Here is an 18,597-nt window from a genome sequence, read left to right as displayed (position 1 = left end):
CTCTAAAATTACGGCCGATCTGGAGGGTTCTCTCTACAATGACGGGCTGGAGCGGGCCCTAGAACGGTGGTAGGCCGTCGCCGACCGTCCTGGTCGCGGCTGGGGTGGTTGCCGACTCGGCCAGTGTGGAGTTGCTCGGTACCGGGTCGGTGAGGGAGGGTGCTCGGCTTGCGTACTGGCGGCCGAAGGGGTCGGTGAGGGTGTGCTCTCCCGGCCCGGTCTGGTGGAGCTTCCAGTCGCGTTCGGTCTTGGCTTTGTGGTGGCGCGGGCACAGGGGTGCGATGTTGTCCACGCTCGTTTCGCCGCCGTCGGCGTGTTCGGTGTTGTGGTCCAGGTGGCAGGTCGCTGCCGGGCGTCTGCAGGTGGTCCATGCGCAGCGCTGGTCGCGGGCATGCACCAGCTCGGCTTGTAGTCCGCGCAGGAACCTGGCGGGTATCGGATGCAAATGGAGTAGGCGTCCGGTGACGGGATGGGTGATTCCGACGCTGAACCTGGCTTCGGGGTTGGTGAGATTGTTCGCCACCAGTCGTTCGGCGACCTCGGTGATCACCGGGCCCCACCCGCCGAGCTCCCCGGGCCGGGTGGACAGTCCCATCAGCGTGGTCAGCGGAATATTCAGCTGGATCTTCGAGCGCGTTCGTATCGGCCCCCAACTCGGCTGCGTAGAAGACCACGGCGGCGGTGGCGGTGTCGAGTTGTCCGGTGGCGGGCCGGTCGGCTCGCCAGGTGGAGAATCGGTCGACTCATCCGGTCGGCGGCTCTGCTGGGGGATCTGACCCGCGGCGGAACCGGTGTCGGAAGCGGTGGCGGCACCATCTGCATTCTCACCGACTGCGTGCCGGCCGGCTGCAGACTCCGCGTCGTCGTTGAAAGCGGTCGAATCACCCGCTGCCGAGTTGCACTCCGCCGCATTCTCGTCCACCGCATTCTCGTCCGCCGCACTCTGGTCCGCCACGTTCTGGCCGGCTGCGGTGCGGGCAGCCTCGTGGGCGGCGATGTCGTGAACCGGAACGCCGTTCTTCGCCCCACACACCGCGCACCTGGCGACCGAAACCGGAGCACAGTCGCCGCACTCACACCAACTGTCGTGCAGGTCGTGGTCGGGGAACCGGTGAACGGCACACTGCCCCTTCCCGTCCTGCGCATCCCCGGCCGCCACCTCCGCTGCCGTCTCCTGCTCGGTGTCGTCCTGCTCGGTCTGCTCCGGTTCCGACTCTTCCTGAGCTGCCTGGGCGGCCGAAGTCTGGTCCTGGTCGGTCTGTTCCCGGCCGGTCTGTTCCCGGCCGGTCTTGTCGGGGGGCCGGTCAGCTTGGCTTGGGGCTGAGCAGTCGGTGATGTCGGCGGTGCCGGCGAGCAGGGAGTAGGCCACGTCGGCACGCAACTGGCTGAGCCTGCGGGGGTCGCCGCTGGACTTGACCGCGCGGGCGATGGCGTCGATGTAGCCGTACGCCTCCGCGGCCTGGTCCGCGGACAACCCTCGGACGGCGAGGTCGGCGACGCCGTCGACGGCAGGCCAGATCGCGACATTGCGCCCCGACCTTGCGGCACGGTGTCGTTTGGCGGCAGCGTCGGGGTCGGCCTTGACCACCTCCGCCTCCACCTTCGCCCGCAACAACCCACCACGAAGCTCCAGCACCTTGGGAAAGATCGCGTCCTCGATCCCGCCCCACAGATGCGGTTTGGCGTCGGTGACCCGGTCCACGATCATGCGGACCTCAGCCAACTCCAACCGCCCCGACGCCAACGCCTCCCGCACCCGGGGCAGCCGGGGAAGGGTGGTGGCCAGCGTCAGATACCAGTCGGCGTGATAACCGGACCACCCCAGCAGAGCCTCCAGGACGACCTGGGTCATCGAGTCCAGCTCGGCACTGCGTTGCGCCGGCTCCTCAGGCATACCGGGGGCGGTGTGGGCCAACTCGTTCACATCGGACAGGCACTCGGCCTCAAGCCAGCCGATCAGCTTCCGACGCGCCCTGACCAGCTCTTCCAGCTCGAACCCGTTACACAAAGCCCGGTCCACCGAGGCAACCAGCACCGCAAGCCGCGGCCCAGGCAGCATCTCCGCCAACCCCGCAGGCAGCACCCGGCGACGACCCGGGCCCCCACCCGAGTCGTCGCCGAAGAACCCACTGCCGTCGCTCATGCGTTCGATTCTACCGGACAAGATCGACTGATGTGCGCCGGAAACCCCTTACCCACAAGGCGAATCGACGTCAATCTCAGCCTGCATGCACGATGGCCGGCCCGTCTTTCGTACCCCGGAACCTGTTCGTCGATGACCGTCTCGCATCGCCGGGAAGGCCGGCACTCCTACACTCGCTCGCATGGGCAGACCACCTCGCCACGACGTCGACGGATTGCTGGACGCCGCGGCCAGTCTGGTCGCCGACGCGGGACCGCGCGCCGTCACGGTGGCCGCGGTCGCCCGGGCGGCCGGAGCACCCAGCGGCTCGGTCTACCACCGCTTCCCCAGCCGCCCGGCACTGCTCGCGGCACTGTGGTTGCGTTCCCTGGAAAGGTTCCAGGCCGGCTTCCTGGTCGCGGTCGACCAGGACGAGCCCCTCGCCTCCGCACGGTCCGCCGCCCGGCACGTCGTCGCCTGGAGTCGCGCGAACCCCGCCGACGCGACGATCCTGCTGTACGCCGCCGCCGACTTCGACGCGACCGACTGGCCCGACGAGGACCGCGAGCGACACCGCCGCGGCAACCGCCAGGTGGCCCGCGCCGTCGGAGAGATCGGCCGCGGGCTCGGCCGGACCTCAGACCGCGACAAGGAGGTGGTGCGGATGGCGATCGTGGACTTGCCGTACTCCGTCGTACGCCGGCACTACCGCTCCGGACAGCGAATCCCCCGCCACGCCGAGGATCTCGCCGCGGAGTGTGCGGCCACCCTGCTCGGCGCCGGCCGGTCAGGTGTCGTCACGTAGCAGGCCGGCGGCAGTGGCTGCGGCAGTATCGTCCCAGACCGCCATCGCGGTCGTCATCGGGAGGAATCCAAGCCTCCGGTAGAAAGGCTCGGCTCCCGGGTTGGCGTACAGGATTATCTTGCGGTGCCCGGTCAACCGGCAGCCTCGGAGCTCGCGAGCGTGGGTGGCGCGGCTCTGCGGGTGTGGACGACGCCGGCCAGCAGGTGTGCCCAGAACAGCAGGAAGGCGCCCGCGCCCAGGACGAACGACGGACGCTCCAGCACCATCACCGCGGGCATGGGCCGTCCGGTGTCCGCCGCCTCGAAGCCGACCCCCCACAGCCACCACACGACGACGGAGCAGACGGCCCAGACGCCGAGGGACGCGAGCATGAGGAGTCGCCCGGGTCGCCATGCGGCCGAGAAGCGTGCGGTGAGAAGCACCGCGGCGACTGTGAGGCCGGCCACCGCAGGGAGGACGAGCCAGCCGAGCAGGAACACCGTCACCCACAAAACCACCAGCGTGGACCAGGCGAGGGCCGCGGCCCACACACCGGACCCGCCCACGAGCACTCGCTGAACCCGCCGCGCGCCGTTACCTGTGAGCATGAGCGTCCCCTTCCGCCGTGTGGGTTGGCTGGAGCGTAGCGAGTACGCGGCCGGCGGGCGAGATGACGTGAGAACCCCACAGTGTCTGGGTGCGTGATCTAGAGTCTGGATCCTGGTTGGTGCGGCGGAGGGGGCGACAGTGGTCCGCAACTCCATTCGGCTGGCCGGGCGGGTGCTCGCGGTGCTGACGCTTGCGGGCGTCCTTCTCGTTCTCGGGCTCTTCCTCGACCATGGCCGAGCCAGTACGGCAGCCGAGCTCAGGGACGTTCACCTCGGGCTCCCGTTCGACTGGATCCGCCAGGACCAGTCGTGGATGGACCCACCGGAAGGTCAGGCGTCCGGCCTGAGGTTCGGGCTACCGCAGGAGAACCCGACCCGGATCTCTGCTGGGATGCTCGCACTGGACCTCGCACTGGACCTCGCCCTGGTCTCGTCGGCCGTGGCCGTCGTCGGCGTCGGGGTCCATCGGTTCCTGTTCCGCCTGTGACGGGCGTACGTTCACCCGACGGCCTTCGCAGCACGCGTGGGCCAAGGTGTCGGGTCCTTGGTCCGGCAGGAAGGTGTCGACATGAAGGTGGGCCGGATCTGGCGGCACTCGCCCGGGTGGTTGCTCGCGGGTTACGTGCTGCTCGACGTGCTCCTGCTGACCTACACCCGCACGGTCGGGGCCGCGATGAACGCGGACTACCCGTTCGCCGAACAACTGGTGGGGACGCTGATCTTCGCCGGGCTCGCCTGGCTGGTGTGGCGCCGAGGCCGAATGGCGTGGGGACTGTCGGTACTCCTCGGCGCCTGGCTGTTGTTCGTGCTCGTCGTCGGTGGTGACATCACGACCTACATGGTCCCTTTACTACTGATCTCTGCGGCCAAGCTGGCGACGCTGCTGTCGCCTGCCGTCCGTAGACACCTGGTGCGGCCGCAGATGCAGGCACCACCCGACACTTCCCACACGGTGTGATCACGCAGCGCGGCACATCAACGGTTGTCGCCGCTCCCACCCAGGACGCCGCGATCCTGGCGGCTTGCCAGCTTGGCGAGGTTGCCGCTCGCGATGTCGTCCAGCGACAGGTCGAGGTAGTCGGCGAGCACCGCGACGTACCAGAGCACGTCCCCGAGTTCCTTGGCCACGCTGGCCCGGTCGATCCGCGACTCGTCGCTGTCCTGGTCGCGTACCCACTTCTTGAACTTCTCGGCGATCTCACCCGACTCGCCGACCAGCCCGAGCACCAGGTGCAGTAGCTCGTTCTTCTTGTCCCGCGACGCGGCGGTGCGCAGGGCGCCGCACTGGTACTCGTCCAGATCCATGGCCGACCAGTATGGACCGGCCCACCCCTGAGTTCGGGTTCGAGCCTGACCGTAAGATCGCCAAGTGGCGCTGAGGGATGCAACGCCACATCGCGCCTTAGCGTGAAGAGGAATGCTGTGGCAACCTTCACGCGGTCCAGCAACCTGCAGGGAGCAGAGTTCGCCGGCGCGGACCTGCGTGGTGCTCGATTCGTTGGGGCTGACCTGTCCGGTGTCGTGATGCGGTTCGCTTTCCGGGCGCGCCGACCGGCACGCCGCAGATCCGGACGGCCTCTACGCGGCCTGGGCCGCTCTCGAACGCACCTTGGCAGCCACCGCGGATCTTGGGAGTCGATCAGGTGATTGAGCCCGACGCCGCCTGGCGCGCGACACTGACGCTCGCTGTCGGACGTGTCCGAGGGGCGACCGCCCGTACACAAACTGGTCGTAAAGTGGTCACTGGCACGCGAAAGCCCCTGGTCAGATGGCTCTGACCAGGGGCCTTGCGGTTGGTGGAGGTGGCGGGAATCGAACCCGCGTCCTTCGTCGATGTTTCAGGGCTTCTCCGGGCGCATCCTGTTAGGCGTTCTACTCGGCCCCGGCGCTCTCACAGGCAAGTCGCCGACGGGCCCAGCCACTGTTCATTTCCCCGTACGGCCCAGTGGCCAGTCCGTACAGGTGAGCCCTCTTGATGAGATCAGGACCCGGGCCGAAGGCACTCCCGGGCTGACCCTTCGTCAGCTCGCCTCAGGCGGCGAGAGCGAAGTTAGTGCGCTTGGAATCGGCACTTATTGGTTTCCAGGGATCGTTAACGAGACGACCCTGGGTCCTCGGCCCGCTTCCCCTGAAGCGATCGCACGAAGTCGAAACCGTTCACCCCCATGTTGAGTTGTCAAGGTTGTCCTGCTCGCGCCGGATCGGGCGTACCCGACCGACCCGGACCACTGTACTGCCCAACGCCCGCGTAGGTCATCCGCATTCCGCGGCCGGCGCCGGGCGTCCGTTATGTGAGACATGTCCAGAGGCGACTCCCGGAGGCCTCATCTCCGCCGCCCGTCGGGGATGAGGCCTCCGGGAAGCGGCCGGGCACCCAGGGTGAGCAGTTACCGTGATCGCATGCCGAGCCGCTCCCGTGGAGTCACCGCGTCCTGGCTGTTCACCCTCACTCTCGGCTTCGTCGTCGCACTGGCGGCCGTGTGGTGGATCTTCATCCACACCCACCACGGCCAGCTCCTGGACTCGGTGGCGCTCGCCGGCAACGTGGTCGGCCAGACACACGTGCACACGTTGGTGACCCGGGTGCTGGACGTGGTGTCGGTGGCCTCCCTCGCGGCCGCGACCCTGCTGATCGGGTTCATCGCGCTGGCCAGACGCCGGGTGCTGCTCGCGCTGGTCGCCACGCTCGTGGTCGCCGGCTCCAACCTCACCACCCAGGTACTCAAGCACGTCGTCATCCAGCGCCCCGACCTCGGCGTCCAGGGCGAGACGGCGGCCGGCCTGAACAGCCTGCCGAGCGGGCACACCACGGTGGCCGCGTCGGTCGCCGTCGCGTTCGTCCTGGTGCTCCCACCCGCCCTGCGCGGCACGGCGGCGGTGCTCGGCGCCGGCTACTCCGCGCTGACCGCGGTGGCCACGCTGTCCGCCGGCTGGCACCGGCCCAGCGACGCCGTGGCGGCACTGCTGATCGTCGGCGGCTGGGCGGCCGGTGGCGGGTTCTGTTTGGTCCTCGCCCAGTCCCGGTTCGCCCGGGCCACCACCCGGGAGGCTCATCCGTACGCCGTCTCACTGCTCGCGGTGGCCGGCGTGGCCCTGGTGGCCGGCGGCATCCTCGCCGCGGCGGTCGCCGACCCCGGGCTGTACGCGAACATCGACGCGCTGACCCGGCGGCGGCTTTTCGTGGCGTACGCCGGAAGCGCGGCCGCCATCTCCGGCACCGCCTGCCTGGTGATGGCACTCACCCTGGCCACGGTTCATCGGGTCGTGCCCCGCATGGACCGGCGGCCCTTCCCGCCCCGGCCGCCGAGGTCACCAGACCGTGAGTGGTCGTCAACCGACGCCTGACAGGCCTGCCCGACAGGTCCGTTTCGCCTGCGTACACAGGCTTCTCGGACCGTACGCGACCGAGGCCAACCACTGTCAACGGCACCTTTCGGACCACTCGCCCAAGCTGTCGGTCCCTTTTCAGGTTCCCCTGGCACGCCTCTTACTGGCGAGTAACACTGGCCGGTAGTACCGGCGAAAGGGTGAGCCATGAGCCAGACCGGCCGCGTCACCGAAGTGGAAGCTCGCGCTGTCGCCGAGGCGGCCCGCGAGGCTTCCTGGGTCAAGCCGAGCTTCGCCAAGGACCTCTACCTCGGGCAGCTCCGCCTCGACCTGATCCATCCCGCCCCGCGTCCTCCCGCCGACAAGATCCTCCGGGGCCGGGAGTTCCTGGCCCGCCTGCGCGCGTACTGCGAGACGCTGGACGGCCAGGTCATCGAACGTGAGTCCCGCATCCCCGACGAGTACGCGAAGGGCTTCGCCGCCCTGGGCGCGTTCGGGATGAAGATCCCGGTGGAGTACGGCGGTCTCGGCCTGTCGATGGCCGACTACGGCGCCGGGCTGATGCTGGCAAGCTCGGTCCACCCGAGCATCGGCGCTCTGCTGTCGGCGCACCAGTCGATCGGCGTGCCCGAACCGGTGAAGATGTTCGGCACCGAGGAGCAGAAGCGGGAGTACCTCCCCCGCTGTGCGCGCGGCGCGATCAGCGCGTTCCTGCTCACCGAACCCGACGTCGGTTCCGACCCCGCCCGGCTGGCGATGGCCGCCGTGCCGAGCGCGGACGGCTCCGAGTACGTCCTGGACGGCGTGAAGCTGTGGACGACGAACGGCGTCGTGGCCGAACTCGTCGTGGTGATGGCCCGGGTGCCCCGCTCGGAGGGCCACCGCGGCGGCATCACCGCCTTCGTGGTCGAGGCCGACAGCCCCGGCATCACGGTCGAGAACCGCAACGCCTTCATGGGCCTGCGCGGCATCGAGAACGGCGTCACCCGCTTCCACCAGGTGCGGGTCCCCGCCGCGAACCGGCTCGCCGAGGAGGGCATGGGCCTGAAGATCGCGCTGACGACGCTGAACGCCGGCCGGCTGTCGATCCCCGCGATGTGCGCGGGCGCGGGCAAGTGGGCTCTGAAGGTCGCCCGCGAGTGGTCCGCAGAACGCGAACAGTGGGGCCGCCCGATCGGCCGGCACGCGGCCATCGCGCACAAGATCTCCTTCATCGCGGCCACGTCGTACGCGCTGGAGAGCGTCCTCGAACTGTCCGCCGGGATGGCCGACCAGGGCTCCCTCGACATCCGGCTGGAGGCGGCGCTGGCCAAGCTGTACGCCAGCGAGAAGGCCTGGCAGATGATCGACGAACTCGTGCAGATCCGGGGCGGCCGCGGCTACGAGAGCGCGGAGTCGCTGGCGGCGCGCGGTGAGCGGGCTGTGCCCGTGGAGCAGATGCTGCGGGACATGCGCATCAACCGGATCTTCGAGGGTTCGACCGAGATCATGCACCTGATGATCGCCCGCGAGGCGGTCGACACCCACCTGCAGGCCGCGGGTGCGCTGGCCGACGTGCAGGCCGACACCGGCGCGAAGGCGAAGGCGGCGGCCAGGGCGAGCGGCTTCTACGGACGGTGGCTGCCGCGGCTGGTCACCGGCAAGGGACACCGGCCCTCGTCGTACGCCGAGTTCGGTGACCTGGCCCCGCATCTGCGGTTCGTGGAGCGCGCCTCGCGCAAGCTGGCCCGCAACACCTTCTACGGCATGGCGCGCTGGCAGGCCAAACTCGAACAGCGGCAGGGATTCCTCGCCCGGGTGGTCGACATCGGCGCGGAGCTGTTCGCCATGACGGCGGCCTGTGTGCGGGCCGAGCGCCTGCGGCAGGAGGACCCCGAGCGCGGCGCCGCGGCGTACGAACTGGCGGAGGCGTTCTGCGTCCAGGCGCGGACCCGGATCCGGGAGCTGTTCCGCCGGCTGTGGGTCAACGCGGACGACAGCGACGACGCGCTGGCCAAGCAGATCATGGCCGGTCGCTACACCTGGGTGGAGGAGGGCGTACTCCACCTCTACCCCGACGGCCCGTGGATCGCCGGATCCGCTCACGGCGCCTCGGGCAAGGAGAACCTCGCCCGCCGGATGATCTGACGCGGCGGGCACGCAGACGCGGGGCGCTCTCTCCGACCGGGACGGACGAGAGCGCCCTGCTGTGTCCTACGCTGAGCCACCACCATGGCCACGATCTACGACGTCGCCCGCCGCGCGGGCGTCTCCGCGTCCACCGTCTCCCGGGTGCTCAACGGCAAGCAGACCGTCGACGCACAACTGGCCGACCGTGTCCGTGCCGCCGCGACCGAGCTCGACTACCGGCCCAACGCGCTCGCCCGCAGCCTGCGCCGCAGTCAGACCCACCTGTGGGCGGTGCTCGTCTCCGACATCAACAACCCGTTCTTCACCGCGCTGGTGCGCGGGGTCGAGGACGTCGCGCAGCAGGCGAGGTACTCGGTGGTGCTCTGCAACAGCGACGAGAGCCCGGCCAAGGAGGCCGACTACATCGCCGCGATCCTGGCCGAGCAGATGGCCGGGGTGATCGTCTCGCCGACCAACCAGCCGGGTCACCTGGCCCAGCTGGTGTCGGCCGGCGTACCGATCGTGGCCATCGACCGGCGGGCGGAGGAGGTCGAGGTGGACACGGTGACGGTGGACAACACCAGCGCCGCCGAACTCGCCACCGCCCACCTCCTCGACGAGGGCTTCACCCGGGTCGCCTGCATCACCGGGCCGCGCGACGTCAGCACCGCCGAGGAACGCCTCGAGGGCTACCGCCGCGCGCTGCGGGCGGCCGACCGGAAACCGGATCCGCGGCTGGTACGCCACACCGACTTCCGCGAGCAGGGCGGGTACGCCGCCATGGGCGAGCTCCTCGACCACACGCCTCGCCCGGACGCGGTGTTCGCCACCAACAACCTGCTCACCGTCGGCGCGCTGGAGTGCCTGGTCGACCGGGGCCTGCGGGTGCCCGCCGACGTGGGTGTCTTCGGGTTCGACGACGTGCCGTGCGCGACGCTGATCCGGCCGCCGCTGTCCACGATCACCCAACCCACGTACGAGATCGGGCGCACCGCCGCCGACCTGTTGCTGCGCCGGGTCGAGGACCCGTCCAGGCCGCCGTCGGTGACGGTGCTGCCCACCGAGTTGCACGTACGGGCGAGTTCACTGCGGTCGCGTACGCGGACAAGCGCCGGTTGACAGCGGCCCTCCGGGGCCGGCGAAACGCTCGGCCCCGCTCAGCGCTCGGACCCACCGCGGAAGGTCCGCCGGTACGCCAGCGGCGAGACCCCGACGACCGCGTGCAGGTGCTGGCGCAACGACGCGGTGGTCGCGAACCCCGCGGCCCGGGCAACCGCGTCGACCGGCAGGTCGGTGGACTCCAGCAGGTGCCGGGCATGCTCGACCCGCTGCCGGCCCAGCCAGGCGCCCGGGCTCAGGCCCGTCTCCTCCCGGAACCGCCGGGTGAACGTCCGTACGCTCATCCGCGCGTGCCCGGCCAGCGCCTGCAGGTCGAGCGGGTCGGCCAGGTGGTTCAGCATCCAGCGACGGGTTGGTTCGGTGGTGGTGCCGGCCGGAGAGGGAACCGGGCGCTCGATGTACTGCGACTGGCCGCCGTCACGCCAGGGCGGCACCACACATCGGCGGGCGGCGCCGTTGGCCACCTCGGCACCGTGGTCGCGGCGGATGATGTGCAGGCACAGATCGAGCCCTGCGCCCACGCCCGCCGAGGTGAGCACCGGACCGTCGTCGACGAACAGCACGTCCGGGTCGAGCCGCACCTTCGGGTACAACTGCCGGAACCGCTCGGCGTGCGCCCAGTGGGTCGTGGCCGGGCGGCCGTCCAGCACCCCGGCCGCGGCCAGTACGAAGGCGCCGGTGCAGATCGACACCAGTCGCCGGCCGGTCGCCACCACCTCCCGCAGCGCCTGGCCGATCAGCGGGTCCAGCGTCCCGTCGGTCATCGCGGGTCCGCCGTGCACGCCGGGCACCACCACGGTGTCCGCGGCGGCGAGCAACTCCGGTCCGTGCTCGGGGGTCACGTCGAAGCCGGCGGCCGTTCGCACCGCCGCCCCGTCGGGCGTACCGACCCGAACGGCGTAGTGCCTGCGGTCGTCGCCGTCGCGGGCGGAGCAGAAGACCTGGGTCGCCGTGCCCAGGTCGAACGGCACGACGCCGGGCAGGGCCAGCACCGCGACCCGGTGCCGGGAGTCGGTGACAGGAAATGGCATGGCCCGATCCTTGCACATGTTGGCCTTCAGGCCACTCGTTCGCGCCCGGCCGGTCCCGAAGACTGGTTCCTGTGCAAACGTCCACCGCGCCAACGTCCACCCGGGCGCCCCGCCTCCACCGTGCCTGGCTCGTCGCGGGGGTCTCGATGCTCACCCTGGTCGCCGCCGCCGGATTCGGTGCCACTCCCGGTGTCCTGGTCACTCCACTGCAGGAGGAGTTCGGCTGGTCCCGCAGCACCATCTCGCTCGCGATCTCGGTCAATCTCCTCCTCTACGGCCTGACCGCGCCGTTCGCGGCCGCACTGATGGAGCGGTTCGGGATCCGCCGCGTCCTGGTCGGTGCGCTCGCGTTGATCGTGGTGGGCAGCGGCCTGACGGTGTACATGACCACCAGCTGGCAGCTGGTCCTGCTGTGGGGCGTGCTCGTCGGCCTGGGTACCGGTGCGATGGCGCTGGGCTTCGTGGCCACGATCACCGGGCGGTGGTTCGTACGGCATCGCGGCCTGGTGACCGGTGTGCTCACCTCCGGCGGCGCGGCCGGCCGGCTGGTGTTCCTGCCCGTACTCGCCACTCTCGCCGTCGGCTCGGGCTGGCGCAGCGCGTCCTGGACCGTGACGATCGCCGCCCTGGCGGTCATTCCGCTGGTCGTGGTGTTCCTGCGCGACCGGCCGAGCGACGTCGGCCTCAAGCCGTACGGCGCGAACGGTGACGAACCCGGCGAACCCGCCCAGCATCCGGCCGCCGGGCGTGCCCTGGCCACGCTGGCCGCGGCCGCCCGCACCCGGCCGTTCTGGCTGCTCGCGGCGGGCTTCGCGATCTGCGGCATGTCGACCAACGGGCTGATCCAGATCCACCTGATCCCGGCCGCCCACGACCACGGCATGGCCGAGCCGGTGGCCGCGTCGCTGCTGGCCCTGGCCGGCGTGATGGACGTGGTGGGGACGGTCGCCTCCGGCTGGCTCACCGACCGGGTTCCGGCGCCGCTGCTGCTAGGAATGTACTACGCGCTGCGCGGCGGCTCCCTCCTGCTGCTGCCGTCCCTGCTCTCGGCCGAACCGCACCCGAGCCTGCTGATCTTCATCGTGTTCTACGGACTGGACTGGGTGGCGACCGTGCCGCCGACGATCGTCTTGTGCCGTACGCATTTCGGCACCGCGGGACCGATCGTGTTCGGCTGGGTCTTCGCCTGCCACCAGATCGGCGCGGCGATCGCCGCCACCGCCGCGGGCGTGATCCGCGACGACCTGGGCAGCTACACCCTCGCGTTCACCGGCGCCGGCCTGCTCTGCTTCCTGGCGGCCGCCGCGTCCATCCGGATTCCGAACCGCCCCGCGGCCGAACGGGATGCGGACGAGGATCGGGGCGACGGCCTGGACCAGGGCGAGCTGTCCCCCGCCAGACCCTAGACACGCCCAGACAGCGACCGGGGCCGGCACCGATATGACGGCGTTGCCCCCGGATTCGCCGGAGTGCGTACCGCACCGTGGACCCGGGTGTGCCCGCTCGGGGCGAAGGGGGCACCATCTTTGCCATGGCCTCGACCGGAGACGACAAGATCAACGTCCTGCTGCTGGAGAACATCCACCCCGACGCCACCGAGCTGCTCTCCTCGGCCGGCTTCCACGTGGAGACCCACGACGGCGCACTCGGCGAGGACGAGCTGGCCGCGCGGATCGGTGACGTACACCTGCTCGGCATCCGGTCGACCACCCAGCTCACCGACAAGGTGCTCGACCAGGCCGGCAACCTCCTCGCGGTGGGTGCGTTCTGCATCGGCACCAACCAGATCGACCTCCCGGCGGCGACCCGGCGCGGGGTGGCGGTGTTCAACGCACCGTTCTCCAACACCCGCAGCGTGGTCGAGCTCGCCATCGCCGAGATCATCGCGCTCACCCGGCGGCTCACCGACAAGAGCCGGGACATGCACGCCGGCATCTGGGACAAGTCGGCCGCCGGCAGCCACGAGGTGCGCGGCCGCCGGCTCGGCATCGTGGGGTACGGCAACATCGGCAGCCAGCTGTCGGTGCTGGCCGAGACGCTCGGCATGTCGGTGTACTTCTACGACATCAACGACAAGTTGGCCCTCGGCAACGCGGTCCGATGCTCCTCCATCGAGGAGCTGCTGGAGTCGGTCGACATCGTGACCCTGCACGTCGACGGGCGGCCCGGCAACAGCGGGATGTTCGGCGAGGCGGAGTTCGCCCGGATGCGTGCCGGCTCGATCTTCCTCAACCTCTCCCGCGGCTTCCTCGTCGACCACGAGGCGCTGCGCCGCCACATCGAGTCCGGCCACCTCGCCGGCGCGGCCGTGGACGTGTTCCCACGCGAGCCGAAGCGCCGCGGCGAGGCGTTCGAGTCGGAGCTGCGCGGGCTGTCCAACGTCATCCTCACCCCGCACGTCGGCGGGTCCACCGAGGAGGCGCAGCAGGACATCGGGCGGTTCGTGGCGTCCAAGCTGCGCCACTACGCCGACGACGGCAACACGTCCCTGAGCGTGAACCTCCCCGAGCTCGCCCTGCCCGAGCGGGTCGGCGCCCACCGGCTCGCGCACGTGCACGTGAACACCCCGGGCGTCCTCGCCACCATCAACGGCGTCCTCGCCGAGCACGGCGTGAACATCGAGGGACAGTTCCTCGGGACGCGCGGCGAGGTCGGCTACGTCATCACCGACATCGGCGCGCCGGCCGCGGACAAGGTGGCCCAGGTGCTGCGGGAGATGCCGGAGACGATCCGCCTCCGGCAACTCTCCTAGAGAGTCGCAGGTCCCCGATCGGCGGTCACGGCAGGTCGGAGGCCACCCGCCAGTCCACGTCGTACGGCAGTGAGCCGGCCGGCCCGGAGTAGCGCACCTCGAGCCGGCCGTCGGCGTCGCGGCCGAGAGTGAAGCGCTCCTCCACCGGCTCGGCGTAGCCGTCGCCGGCGTCGGTGACCAGCATCCCGCCCGGGCCCTGGGCATCGCCTGTGGCCGACTCGTCGTCCGGACCGGGCGCGTAGACCTCCAGCACGATCGAACCGGCCCGCTCCACCGGAAGCACCGAACCAGCCCGGACGAGCACCGGGGTCGAGTCCAGCGGTGCCGGCACGGTCACGTGCCCGGGCCCGTCGTGGGCGATCCCGGTGCGCCGGTCGTACCACCGCCCGGCGGGCAGCCGAACGCTCCGCTCGCGGACGCCCTCGGCGAGCACCGGTGCCACCAGCAGCGAGTCGCCGAGCAGGAACTGGTCGTCCTCCCAGCGCAGGGCGGCGTCGGCCGGGTCCGCCCAGAACATCGGCCGGGCGTAGGGCGTCCCGGTGCGGTGCGCGACCCAGGCCAGGGTGTACCAGTACGGCAGCAGGGTGTATCGATCGGCCAGCGCAGGTCGCACCTGCCCCAGAACCTCCGGCCCGAACGCCCACGGCTCCCGGTGCGGCAGTGACGCGGCGCAGTGCACCCGGAAGAACGGGAGATACGAGGCGAGCTGGAACCAGCGGACGTACAACTCCGCCGACGGGTGCGCGTCGAAGCCGCCGATGTCGGGACCGGAGTACGGCATTCCCGAACAGCCCAGCCCGAGGGTGAAGCTGAGGCTGATCCGCAGGCTCTCCCACGCCGTGCCGATGTCACCGGACCAGGTGCCCGCGTAACGCTGCAGGCCCGCGAACCCCGACCGCGACAGGAGGTAGGGGCGGCGGTCCGGCCGCAGCCGCCGCACGCCGTCGAACCCGGCGTGGTTGAGCAGCAGGGCGTAGACGTTGTGCGCCTCGCGGTGGTCGCCACCGCGGCCGTCGAGGTCGTGCCGGGTGGACAGCGGAAGCGTCCCGTCCCCCCACGCCGCGAACGACGACGGCTCGTTCATGTCGTGCCAGAAACCGGCGACACCGGCGCTGACGTAGGTCTGGTAGAGCCGGCTCCACCACTCGCGGGTCCGGGACGCGGTGAAGTCGGGAAAGACCGTGGTGCCCGGCCACACCACCCCGGTCGCCAGCCCGCCGTGCTCGTCCCGGCAGAACACGTCGGCCGCGAGCCCGCCGGCGAACACGGGGTCGCGGCGGTCCGTGGCGACCCCGGGATCGGCGATGGCCACCAGGTGGATGCCGCGCTCGGCCAGGTCCGCGGTGAGGGTGGCGAGGTCGGGGTAGCGCTGCGGGTCGACGTTGAACGGCCGGTTGTCGACCAGGTGGTCGATGTCCAGCCAGATCACCGACAGCGGCAGGCCGCGTTCGGCGAACTGGCCGACGATCCGGCGGACCGCGGACTCGCTGCCGTACCCCCAGCGACTCTGGTGGTAGCCGAGTGCCCAGCGCGGCGGCAACGCCGGCCGACCGGTGAGCGCGGTGTAGGCCTCCAGCGCCCGCGCCGGACTGCCCGGGAAGACGTAGTAACGCAGGGGGCCGTCGGACAGGCGGGCGACGACCTGCTCGCCCACCTCGACGGTGCCGTCGAAGCTGGTGTCGTGGAACGCGAGGTGCGTGCCCGCGTCAGCGACGACGAGGTAGACCGGGATCGACAGCGACAGCGGGTCGTCGCCCAGCGTGTAGGTGCCGCCGGGGTCGGAGTTCCACAGCCGGTAGGTACCGCCCCTCCGGTCGACCGGTGCACTGCGGCCACCGAGGCCGAGCACGGCGGCATCGCTGTCCAGCGTGCTGCGGTGGGTCCAGGCAACGCCGTCCCAGCGGGGCGGCAGATCCTGGCGGAGCGGTGGGGCGTGCCCGTCGCCGCCGGACCGGAACGTGAGCCCGCCGGAGGGGTGGACGGTGACGCTCAGCTCGCCGGTGCCGATCGTCCAGTCGTCGCCCTCCCGGGCGAGCGTGGTGTCCTCGGCCGGGGCGGGCGGCTGCCCGGACCCGAAGTCGGCCAGCGCGTAGGACGGGGTGGGTGCGGCGCCGTCCCACCCGACGAAGACGCCGCCGGTGGCGAGGAACCGCACCTCCAGGGTGAGGTCGTCGGAGGAGGCCCCGCTCCCGGTCCCGCCGGTCGGAGCGAACGTGAACCGCGCTCCCCCGGCGACCGGCTCCGCACCGGTCAGCCGGCCCGGCACGCGCGGCGGCGTGCGCGACGGCTGTTCCAGCCGGCGGTCGAGCCAGGTGCGCCGGACGGCGTAGCGCACCGCGCGCAGGCTGTTCTGCCAGCCGATCAGCTGGAACGCGCCGGCCAGGGCCTTCGTGCGGTCGAGGACGTTTTCGCGGGAACGCGGGCGCAGGTGCCGCAACCAGCCGCCGAACATCGGCGGGGTGACCGGATCGTTCCCGGGCAGGGACCTGCTCAGCCGCATGTCCTCTCCGTTCTCCGCGAGTTCTTTCGCGAGTGGACCGTCACCCTAGGGTGTGCCACCGACATCGCCGGCGCCAGTCGACGTCGCGCCCGGTCGCTCAGCTCGGTCGTCGTCCGGTTCGCCACCCGGACCGTCGGCCCAGTACCGGAGCTGCTCCTCGCGGGCGGGCCTGGTCTGCGCCTGCACCAGCAGGAACGCCGCCTCTCTGGCCAGCCGCTGGGCCGGGTCGGTCAGCGTCATCGACCTGCCGCCGCCGGCGACGACCAGCGCCGTGGTCGCGTCCACCAGCAACGTGCCGACCTGGGCCCGGACAGCCAGCCGGACGTCGTGCTGGTCGTCCGGAGGCACCTCGTCGAAGAGCCGGTCGGTGCGCTCGCGCAGGCGTTCCAGGCGTTCGGAGAACCGGTCGGCGGCCCGGCCGGCCGGGGCCAGCCCGGTCTGGTCGGCGACCTCGCGAAGTCGGATGACGGCGGTCGCTACCAGCCCGAACGCCGCCGGGTTGGGCATCACGGTGTTGCGCCGGTCGGTGTGCAGCCAGCGGTCGACCGGAACCCGCGCCACGACGTGGGAGTCGGGTACGAGGAGGCCGTCGAACCGCAGTCGCACCGTACGCGTCGCGGTCATCGCCGCCAGCCGCAGCGGGTCGGAGGCGGCCAGCCCCTCCTGTACCCGCGCGGGCACGATCCCGAACACCACCTCACCGGCCGCGGTCGCGCCGCCGAGGGAGAAGACGTCGTTGAGCCCCCAGCCGGTGTACCACGGCGCGACGCCGCTGAACCGCCAGCCACCCGCGACGCGCTCGGCCTCCACCGGACGGTCCGGCCAGCGGCGCAGGTGCGCGAAGGCCGTGCCCGCCAGGAGTTCGCCGCGGGCCAGCCGGGGCAGTAGCTCGGCTCGGGCCGGGGCGTCGCTGTCGGCGAGCAGCCGGACGGGGCCGTGGTGCTGGGCGCCGACGAACCAGGTCGCCGCGTCGGCACCGGCCAGCACCTCCGCGATCCGGCGCTGCAGCCGGGGCGGGGCCGCGCTGCCGCCGTCGGCGACCGGCGCGGCCAGGCCGAGCAGGCCCGCCTGGCCCAGTGCGTCCAGGTGCGAGCGCGGAACAGTGCCGGTGTCCACGTCGGCGGCGTTCGGGGCGAGCAGGTCGGTGGCGAGTCGGTGGGCGGCCCGCAGCAGCGGCGAGTCCGTCGGGGAGCCTGTCGAAGAGTTTGTCGGGGCGTCGGCGGTCACGCCGCGATCCTGCCATCAACCGCCGGTTCGTTCAGCCGACGACCCGGCCCCGCCGCCGGTGTCCGGGAAACCACCGGCCGGTGGACTCGCGGTCGCCGGTCGCGCCGCGGACCGCCTGCCACCAGGTCGCCGCTCCGGCGTCACGGTCGGCGAGCTCACCGGCGTCGACCGCCCGCATCCCGGCCACCAGGCGCGCCGCCTCCTCCTCGCCGACCTCGCCGTGGTCGAACTCCAGGCGTACCCACTGGCTGCCCACCCGGGTGAGGTAGCGCGGCGAGGTGACCCCGCCGAGCCGCCGCAGCGCCGGCCGGACCGCTCCGGCGAGGACGAGGGTCCGCTCGGACTGGGCGGGTACGAGGTCGCGCTCGGGCGCATGGTCGAACGGCGTCAGCTCGACCGAGAGGGAGTTGTCGGCGGCCGCGTTGTCGTACCCCACGCTGATCGAACGCCCGTCCGGTGCCACGTAGACGTAGTCCAGGCGCCAGGACGGGTCGTCGACCAGCAGCGGGCGCAGCCCTGTGGCGCGGATCTCCTGCCGCTTCACCGCCACGTCGAGGCGTTCGGCGAACACGTGCTCGACCACCGCCACCACGCCCAGCCCGGCCAGCACCATCAGTCCGGCGACGCGGGGCGGCCACGGTCGGCCCGGAGCACCCGCCCAGCCGGCCCAGCCGCCGACGAGGGCGGCGAAGGTGGCCAGCGCGAACGCCGGTGTCAGCGCGAGCGCGTCGGCGAGGAGGTAGAAGGTACGTGCCAGGGCGACGTGCACGACCAGCACGGCGGTGCCGGCCACAAGGGGGGCGAGCACCGGGCGGTCCGTCCGCAGCGCCCACAGCACGAGGGCGGCGGCGCTGCCGCAGGCGACGGGCACCACGACGACCTGCAGCCACTCCGGGTCGATTCCGGGGGACCATCTGCCGGTGTGCACGGCGTCGGCCAGCACCGTCCGAAGGTACGGCACACAGAGGACGGCGCCGCCGCACACCGCTGCCGCCAGGACCACATCCCGCATCGGCGT

General features: G+C 71.4%; 16 protein-coding genes and 1 other RNA gene. 9 read left to right on the top strand and 8 right to left on the bottom strand.

Annotated elements, in window-relative coordinates:
- Positions 1-58: 58 nt before the first annotated feature.
- Complete coding sequence (locus ABZV93_RS03060; RefSeq protein ID WP_354929377.1) at positions 59-2,143, bottom strand: HNH endonuclease; 2,085 nt, start codon at positions 2,141-2,143, stop codon at positions 59-61.
- Between the two features lie 181 nt (positions 2,144-2,324).
- On the opposite strand from ABZV93_RS03060, the gene ABZV93_RS03055 reads away from it, so the two are divergent.
- Complete coding sequence (locus ABZV93_RS03055; protein ID WP_354929375.1) at positions 2,325-2,927, top strand: TetR/AcrR family transcriptional regulator; 603 nt, start codon at positions 2,325-2,327, stop codon at positions 2,925-2,927.
- A 131-nt stretch (positions 2,928-3,058) separates the two neighbouring features.
- Here ABZV93_RS03055 and ABZV93_RS03050 read toward each other — a convergent pair whose 3' ends face one another.
- A complete protein-coding gene (locus ABZV93_RS03050; protein ID WP_354929372.1) occupies positions 3,059-3,514 on the bottom strand; it encodes a hypothetical protein in 456 nt (151 codons plus the stop codon).
- A 139-nt stretch (positions 3,515-3,653) separates the two neighbouring features.
- Between ABZV93_RS03050 and ABZV93_RS03045 the strand changes: the two genes are divergently transcribed.
- Together ABZV93_RS03045 and ABZV93_RS03040 are read left to right on the top strand one after the other, a co-directional pair.
- On the top strand, positions 3,654-4,001 hold the full coding sequence (locus ABZV93_RS03045) for a hypothetical protein (protein WP_354929369.1): 348 nt from the start codon (positions 3,654-3,656) through the stop codon (positions 3,999-4,001).
- An 81-nt stretch (positions 4,002-4,082) separates the two neighbouring features.
- Positions 4,083-4,472 carry a hypothetical protein gene (locus ABZV93_RS03040; RefSeq protein WP_354929366.1) on the top strand — a complete coding sequence of 130 codons (390 nt, stop codon included), beginning with the start codon at positions 4,083-4,085 and terminating at the stop codon, positions 4,470-4,472.
- A gap of 17 nt (positions 4,473-4,489) precedes the next feature.
- On the opposite strand, the gene ABZV93_RS03035 is transcribed toward ABZV93_RS03040, so the two are convergent.
- A complete protein-coding gene (locus ABZV93_RS03035) occupies positions 4,490-4,819 on the bottom strand; it encodes a nucleoside triphosphate pyrophosphohydrolase family protein (RefSeq protein ID WP_354929363.1) in 330 nt (109 codons plus the stop codon).
- Positions 4,820-4,921: 102 nt separating this feature from the next.
- Between ABZV93_RS03035 and ABZV93_RS03030 the strand changes: the two genes are divergently transcribed.
- Positions 4,922-5,161 carry a pentapeptide repeat-containing protein gene (locus tag ABZV93_RS03030; protein WP_354929360.1) on the top strand — a complete coding sequence of 80 codons (240 nt, stop codon included), beginning with the start codon at positions 4,922-4,924 and terminating at the stop codon, positions 5,159-5,161.
- Positions 5,162-5,308: 147 nt separating this feature from the next.
- Here the strand turns inward: ABZV93_RS03030 and ssrA are convergent.
- Positions 5,309-5,679: a transfer-messenger RNA gene (gene ssrA, locus ABZV93_RS03025) on the bottom strand.
- Between the two features lie 235 nt (positions 5,680-5,914).
- On the opposite strand from ssrA, the gene ABZV93_RS03020 reads away from it, so the two are divergent.
- The 3 genes from ABZV93_RS03020 (at position 5,915) to ABZV93_RS03010 (ending at position 10,069) form a co-directional block, all read left to right on the top strand.
- A complete protein-coding gene (locus ABZV93_RS03020) occupies positions 5,915-6,859 on the top strand; it encodes a phosphatase PAP2 family protein (RefSeq protein ID WP_354929357.1) in 945 nt (314 codons plus the stop codon).
- 189 nt (positions 6,860-7,048) lie between these two features.
- A complete protein-coding gene (locus tag ABZV93_RS03015) occupies positions 7,049-8,968 on the top strand; it encodes an acyl-CoA dehydrogenase family protein (protein WP_354929354.1) in 1,920 nt (639 codons plus the stop codon).
- A gap of 84 nt (positions 8,969-9,052) precedes the next feature.
- The gene (locus tag ABZV93_RS03010; protein WP_354929351.1) at positions 9,053-10,069 is read left to right on the top strand and encodes a LacI family DNA-binding transcriptional regulator; all 1,017 of its coding nucleotides are present in this window, start codon (positions 9,053-9,055) and stop codon (positions 10,067-10,069) included.
- A 38-nt stretch (positions 10,070-10,107) separates the two neighbouring features.
- Here ABZV93_RS03010 and ABZV93_RS03005 read toward each other — a convergent pair whose 3' ends face one another.
- Positions 10,108-11,100, bottom strand: a complete 993-nt coding sequence (locus tag ABZV93_RS03005; protein WP_354929348.1) for a helix-turn-helix domain-containing protein — start codon at positions 11,098-11,100, stop codon at positions 10,108-10,110.
- A gap of 71 nt (positions 11,101-11,171) precedes the next feature.
- Between ABZV93_RS03005 and ABZV93_RS03000 the strand changes: the two genes are divergently transcribed.
- Together ABZV93_RS03000 and serA are read left to right on the top strand one after the other, a co-directional pair.
- Positions 11,172-12,506 carry an MFS transporter gene (locus ABZV93_RS03000; protein WP_354929345.1) on the top strand — a complete coding sequence of 445 codons (1,335 nt, stop codon included), beginning with the start codon at positions 11,172-11,174 and terminating at the stop codon, positions 12,504-12,506.
- 125 nt (positions 12,507-12,631) lie between these two features.
- A complete protein-coding gene (gene serA / locus ABZV93_RS02995; protein WP_354929342.1) occupies positions 12,632-13,852 on the top strand; it encodes a phosphoglycerate dehydrogenase in 1,221 nt (406 codons plus the stop codon).
- A gap of 25 nt (positions 13,853-13,877) precedes the next feature.
- Here serA and ABZV93_RS02990 read toward each other — a convergent pair whose 3' ends face one another.
- From ABZV93_RS02990 to ABZV93_RS02980, 3 genes are read right to left on the bottom strand one after another with little or no spacing between them, the layout of a single operon-like run.
- Entirely contained in the window at positions 13,878-16,352 is a 2,475-nt protein-coding gene (locus ABZV93_RS02990) for a glycoside hydrolase family 31 protein (RefSeq protein WP_354929339.1), read from the bottom strand.
- Between the two features lie 45 nt (positions 16,353-16,397).
- The gene (locus ABZV93_RS02985; RefSeq protein WP_354929337.1) at positions 16,398-17,579 is read right to left on the bottom strand and encodes an acyl-CoA dehydrogenase family protein; all 1,182 of its coding nucleotides are present in this window, start codon (positions 17,577-17,579) and stop codon (positions 16,398-16,400) included.
- Positions 17,580-17,610: 31 nt separating this feature from the next.
- Positions 17,611-18,591 carry a hypothetical protein gene (locus ABZV93_RS02980; protein WP_354929334.1) on the bottom strand — a complete coding sequence of 327 codons (981 nt, stop codon included), beginning with the start codon at positions 18,589-18,591 and terminating at the stop codon, positions 17,611-17,613.
- Positions 18,592-18,597 lie beyond the last annotated feature (6 nt).

Source organism: Actinopolymorpha sp. NPDC004070 (assembly GCF_040610475.1).
Classification (GTDB): domain Bacteria; phylum Actinomycetota; class Actinomycetes; order Propionibacteriales; family Actinopolymorphaceae; genus Actinopolymorpha.
This window is presented reverse-complemented; position numbering and strand designations above follow the sequence as displayed.

Coding starts and splice junctions, on each gene's coding strand:
- ABZV93_RS03060 (WP_354929377.1), bottom strand. CDS start 2,143: ATGAGCGACGGCAGTGGGTTCTTCGGCGACGACTCGGGTGGGGGCCCG.
- ABZV93_RS03055 (WP_354929375.1), top strand. CDS start 2,325: ATGGGCAGACCACCTCGCCACGACGTCGACGGATTGCTGGACGCCGCG.
- ABZV93_RS03050 (WP_354929372.1), bottom strand. CDS start 3,514: ATGCTCACAGGTAACGGCGCGCGGCGGGTTCAGCGAGTGCTCGTGGGC.
- ABZV93_RS03040 (WP_354929366.1), top strand. CDS start 4,083: ATGAAGGTGGGCCGGATCTGGCGGCACTCGCCCGGGTGGTTGCTCGCG.
- ABZV93_RS03035 (WP_354929363.1), bottom strand. CDS start 4,819: ATGGATCTGGACGAGTACCAGTGCGGCGCCCTGCGCACCGCCGCGTCG.
- ABZV93_RS03020 (WP_354929357.1), top strand. CDS start 5,915: ATGCCGAGCCGCTCCCGTGGAGTCACCGCGTCCTGGCTGTTCACCCTC.
- ABZV93_RS03015 (WP_354929354.1), top strand. CDS start 7,049: ATGAGCCAGACCGGCCGCGTCACCGAAGTGGAAGCTCGCGCTGTCGCC.
- ABZV93_RS03010 (WP_354929351.1), top strand. CDS start 9,053: ATGGCCACGATCTACGACGTCGCCCGCCGCGCGGGCGTCTCCGCGTCC.
- ABZV93_RS03005 (WP_354929348.1), bottom strand. CDS start 11,100: ATGCCATTTCCTGTCACCGACTCCCGGCACCGGGTCGCGGTGCTGGCC.
- serA (WP_354929342.1), top strand. CDS start 12,632: ATGGCCTCGACCGGAGACGACAAGATCAACGTCCTGCTGCTGGAGAAC.
- ABZV93_RS02990 (WP_354929339.1), bottom strand. CDS start 16,352: ATGCGGCTGAGCAGGTCCCTGCCCGGGAACGATCCGGTCACCCCGCCG.
- ABZV93_RS02980 (WP_354929334.1), bottom strand. CDS start 18,591: ATGCGGGATGTGGTCCTGGCGGCAGCGGTGTGCGGCGGCGCCGTCCTC.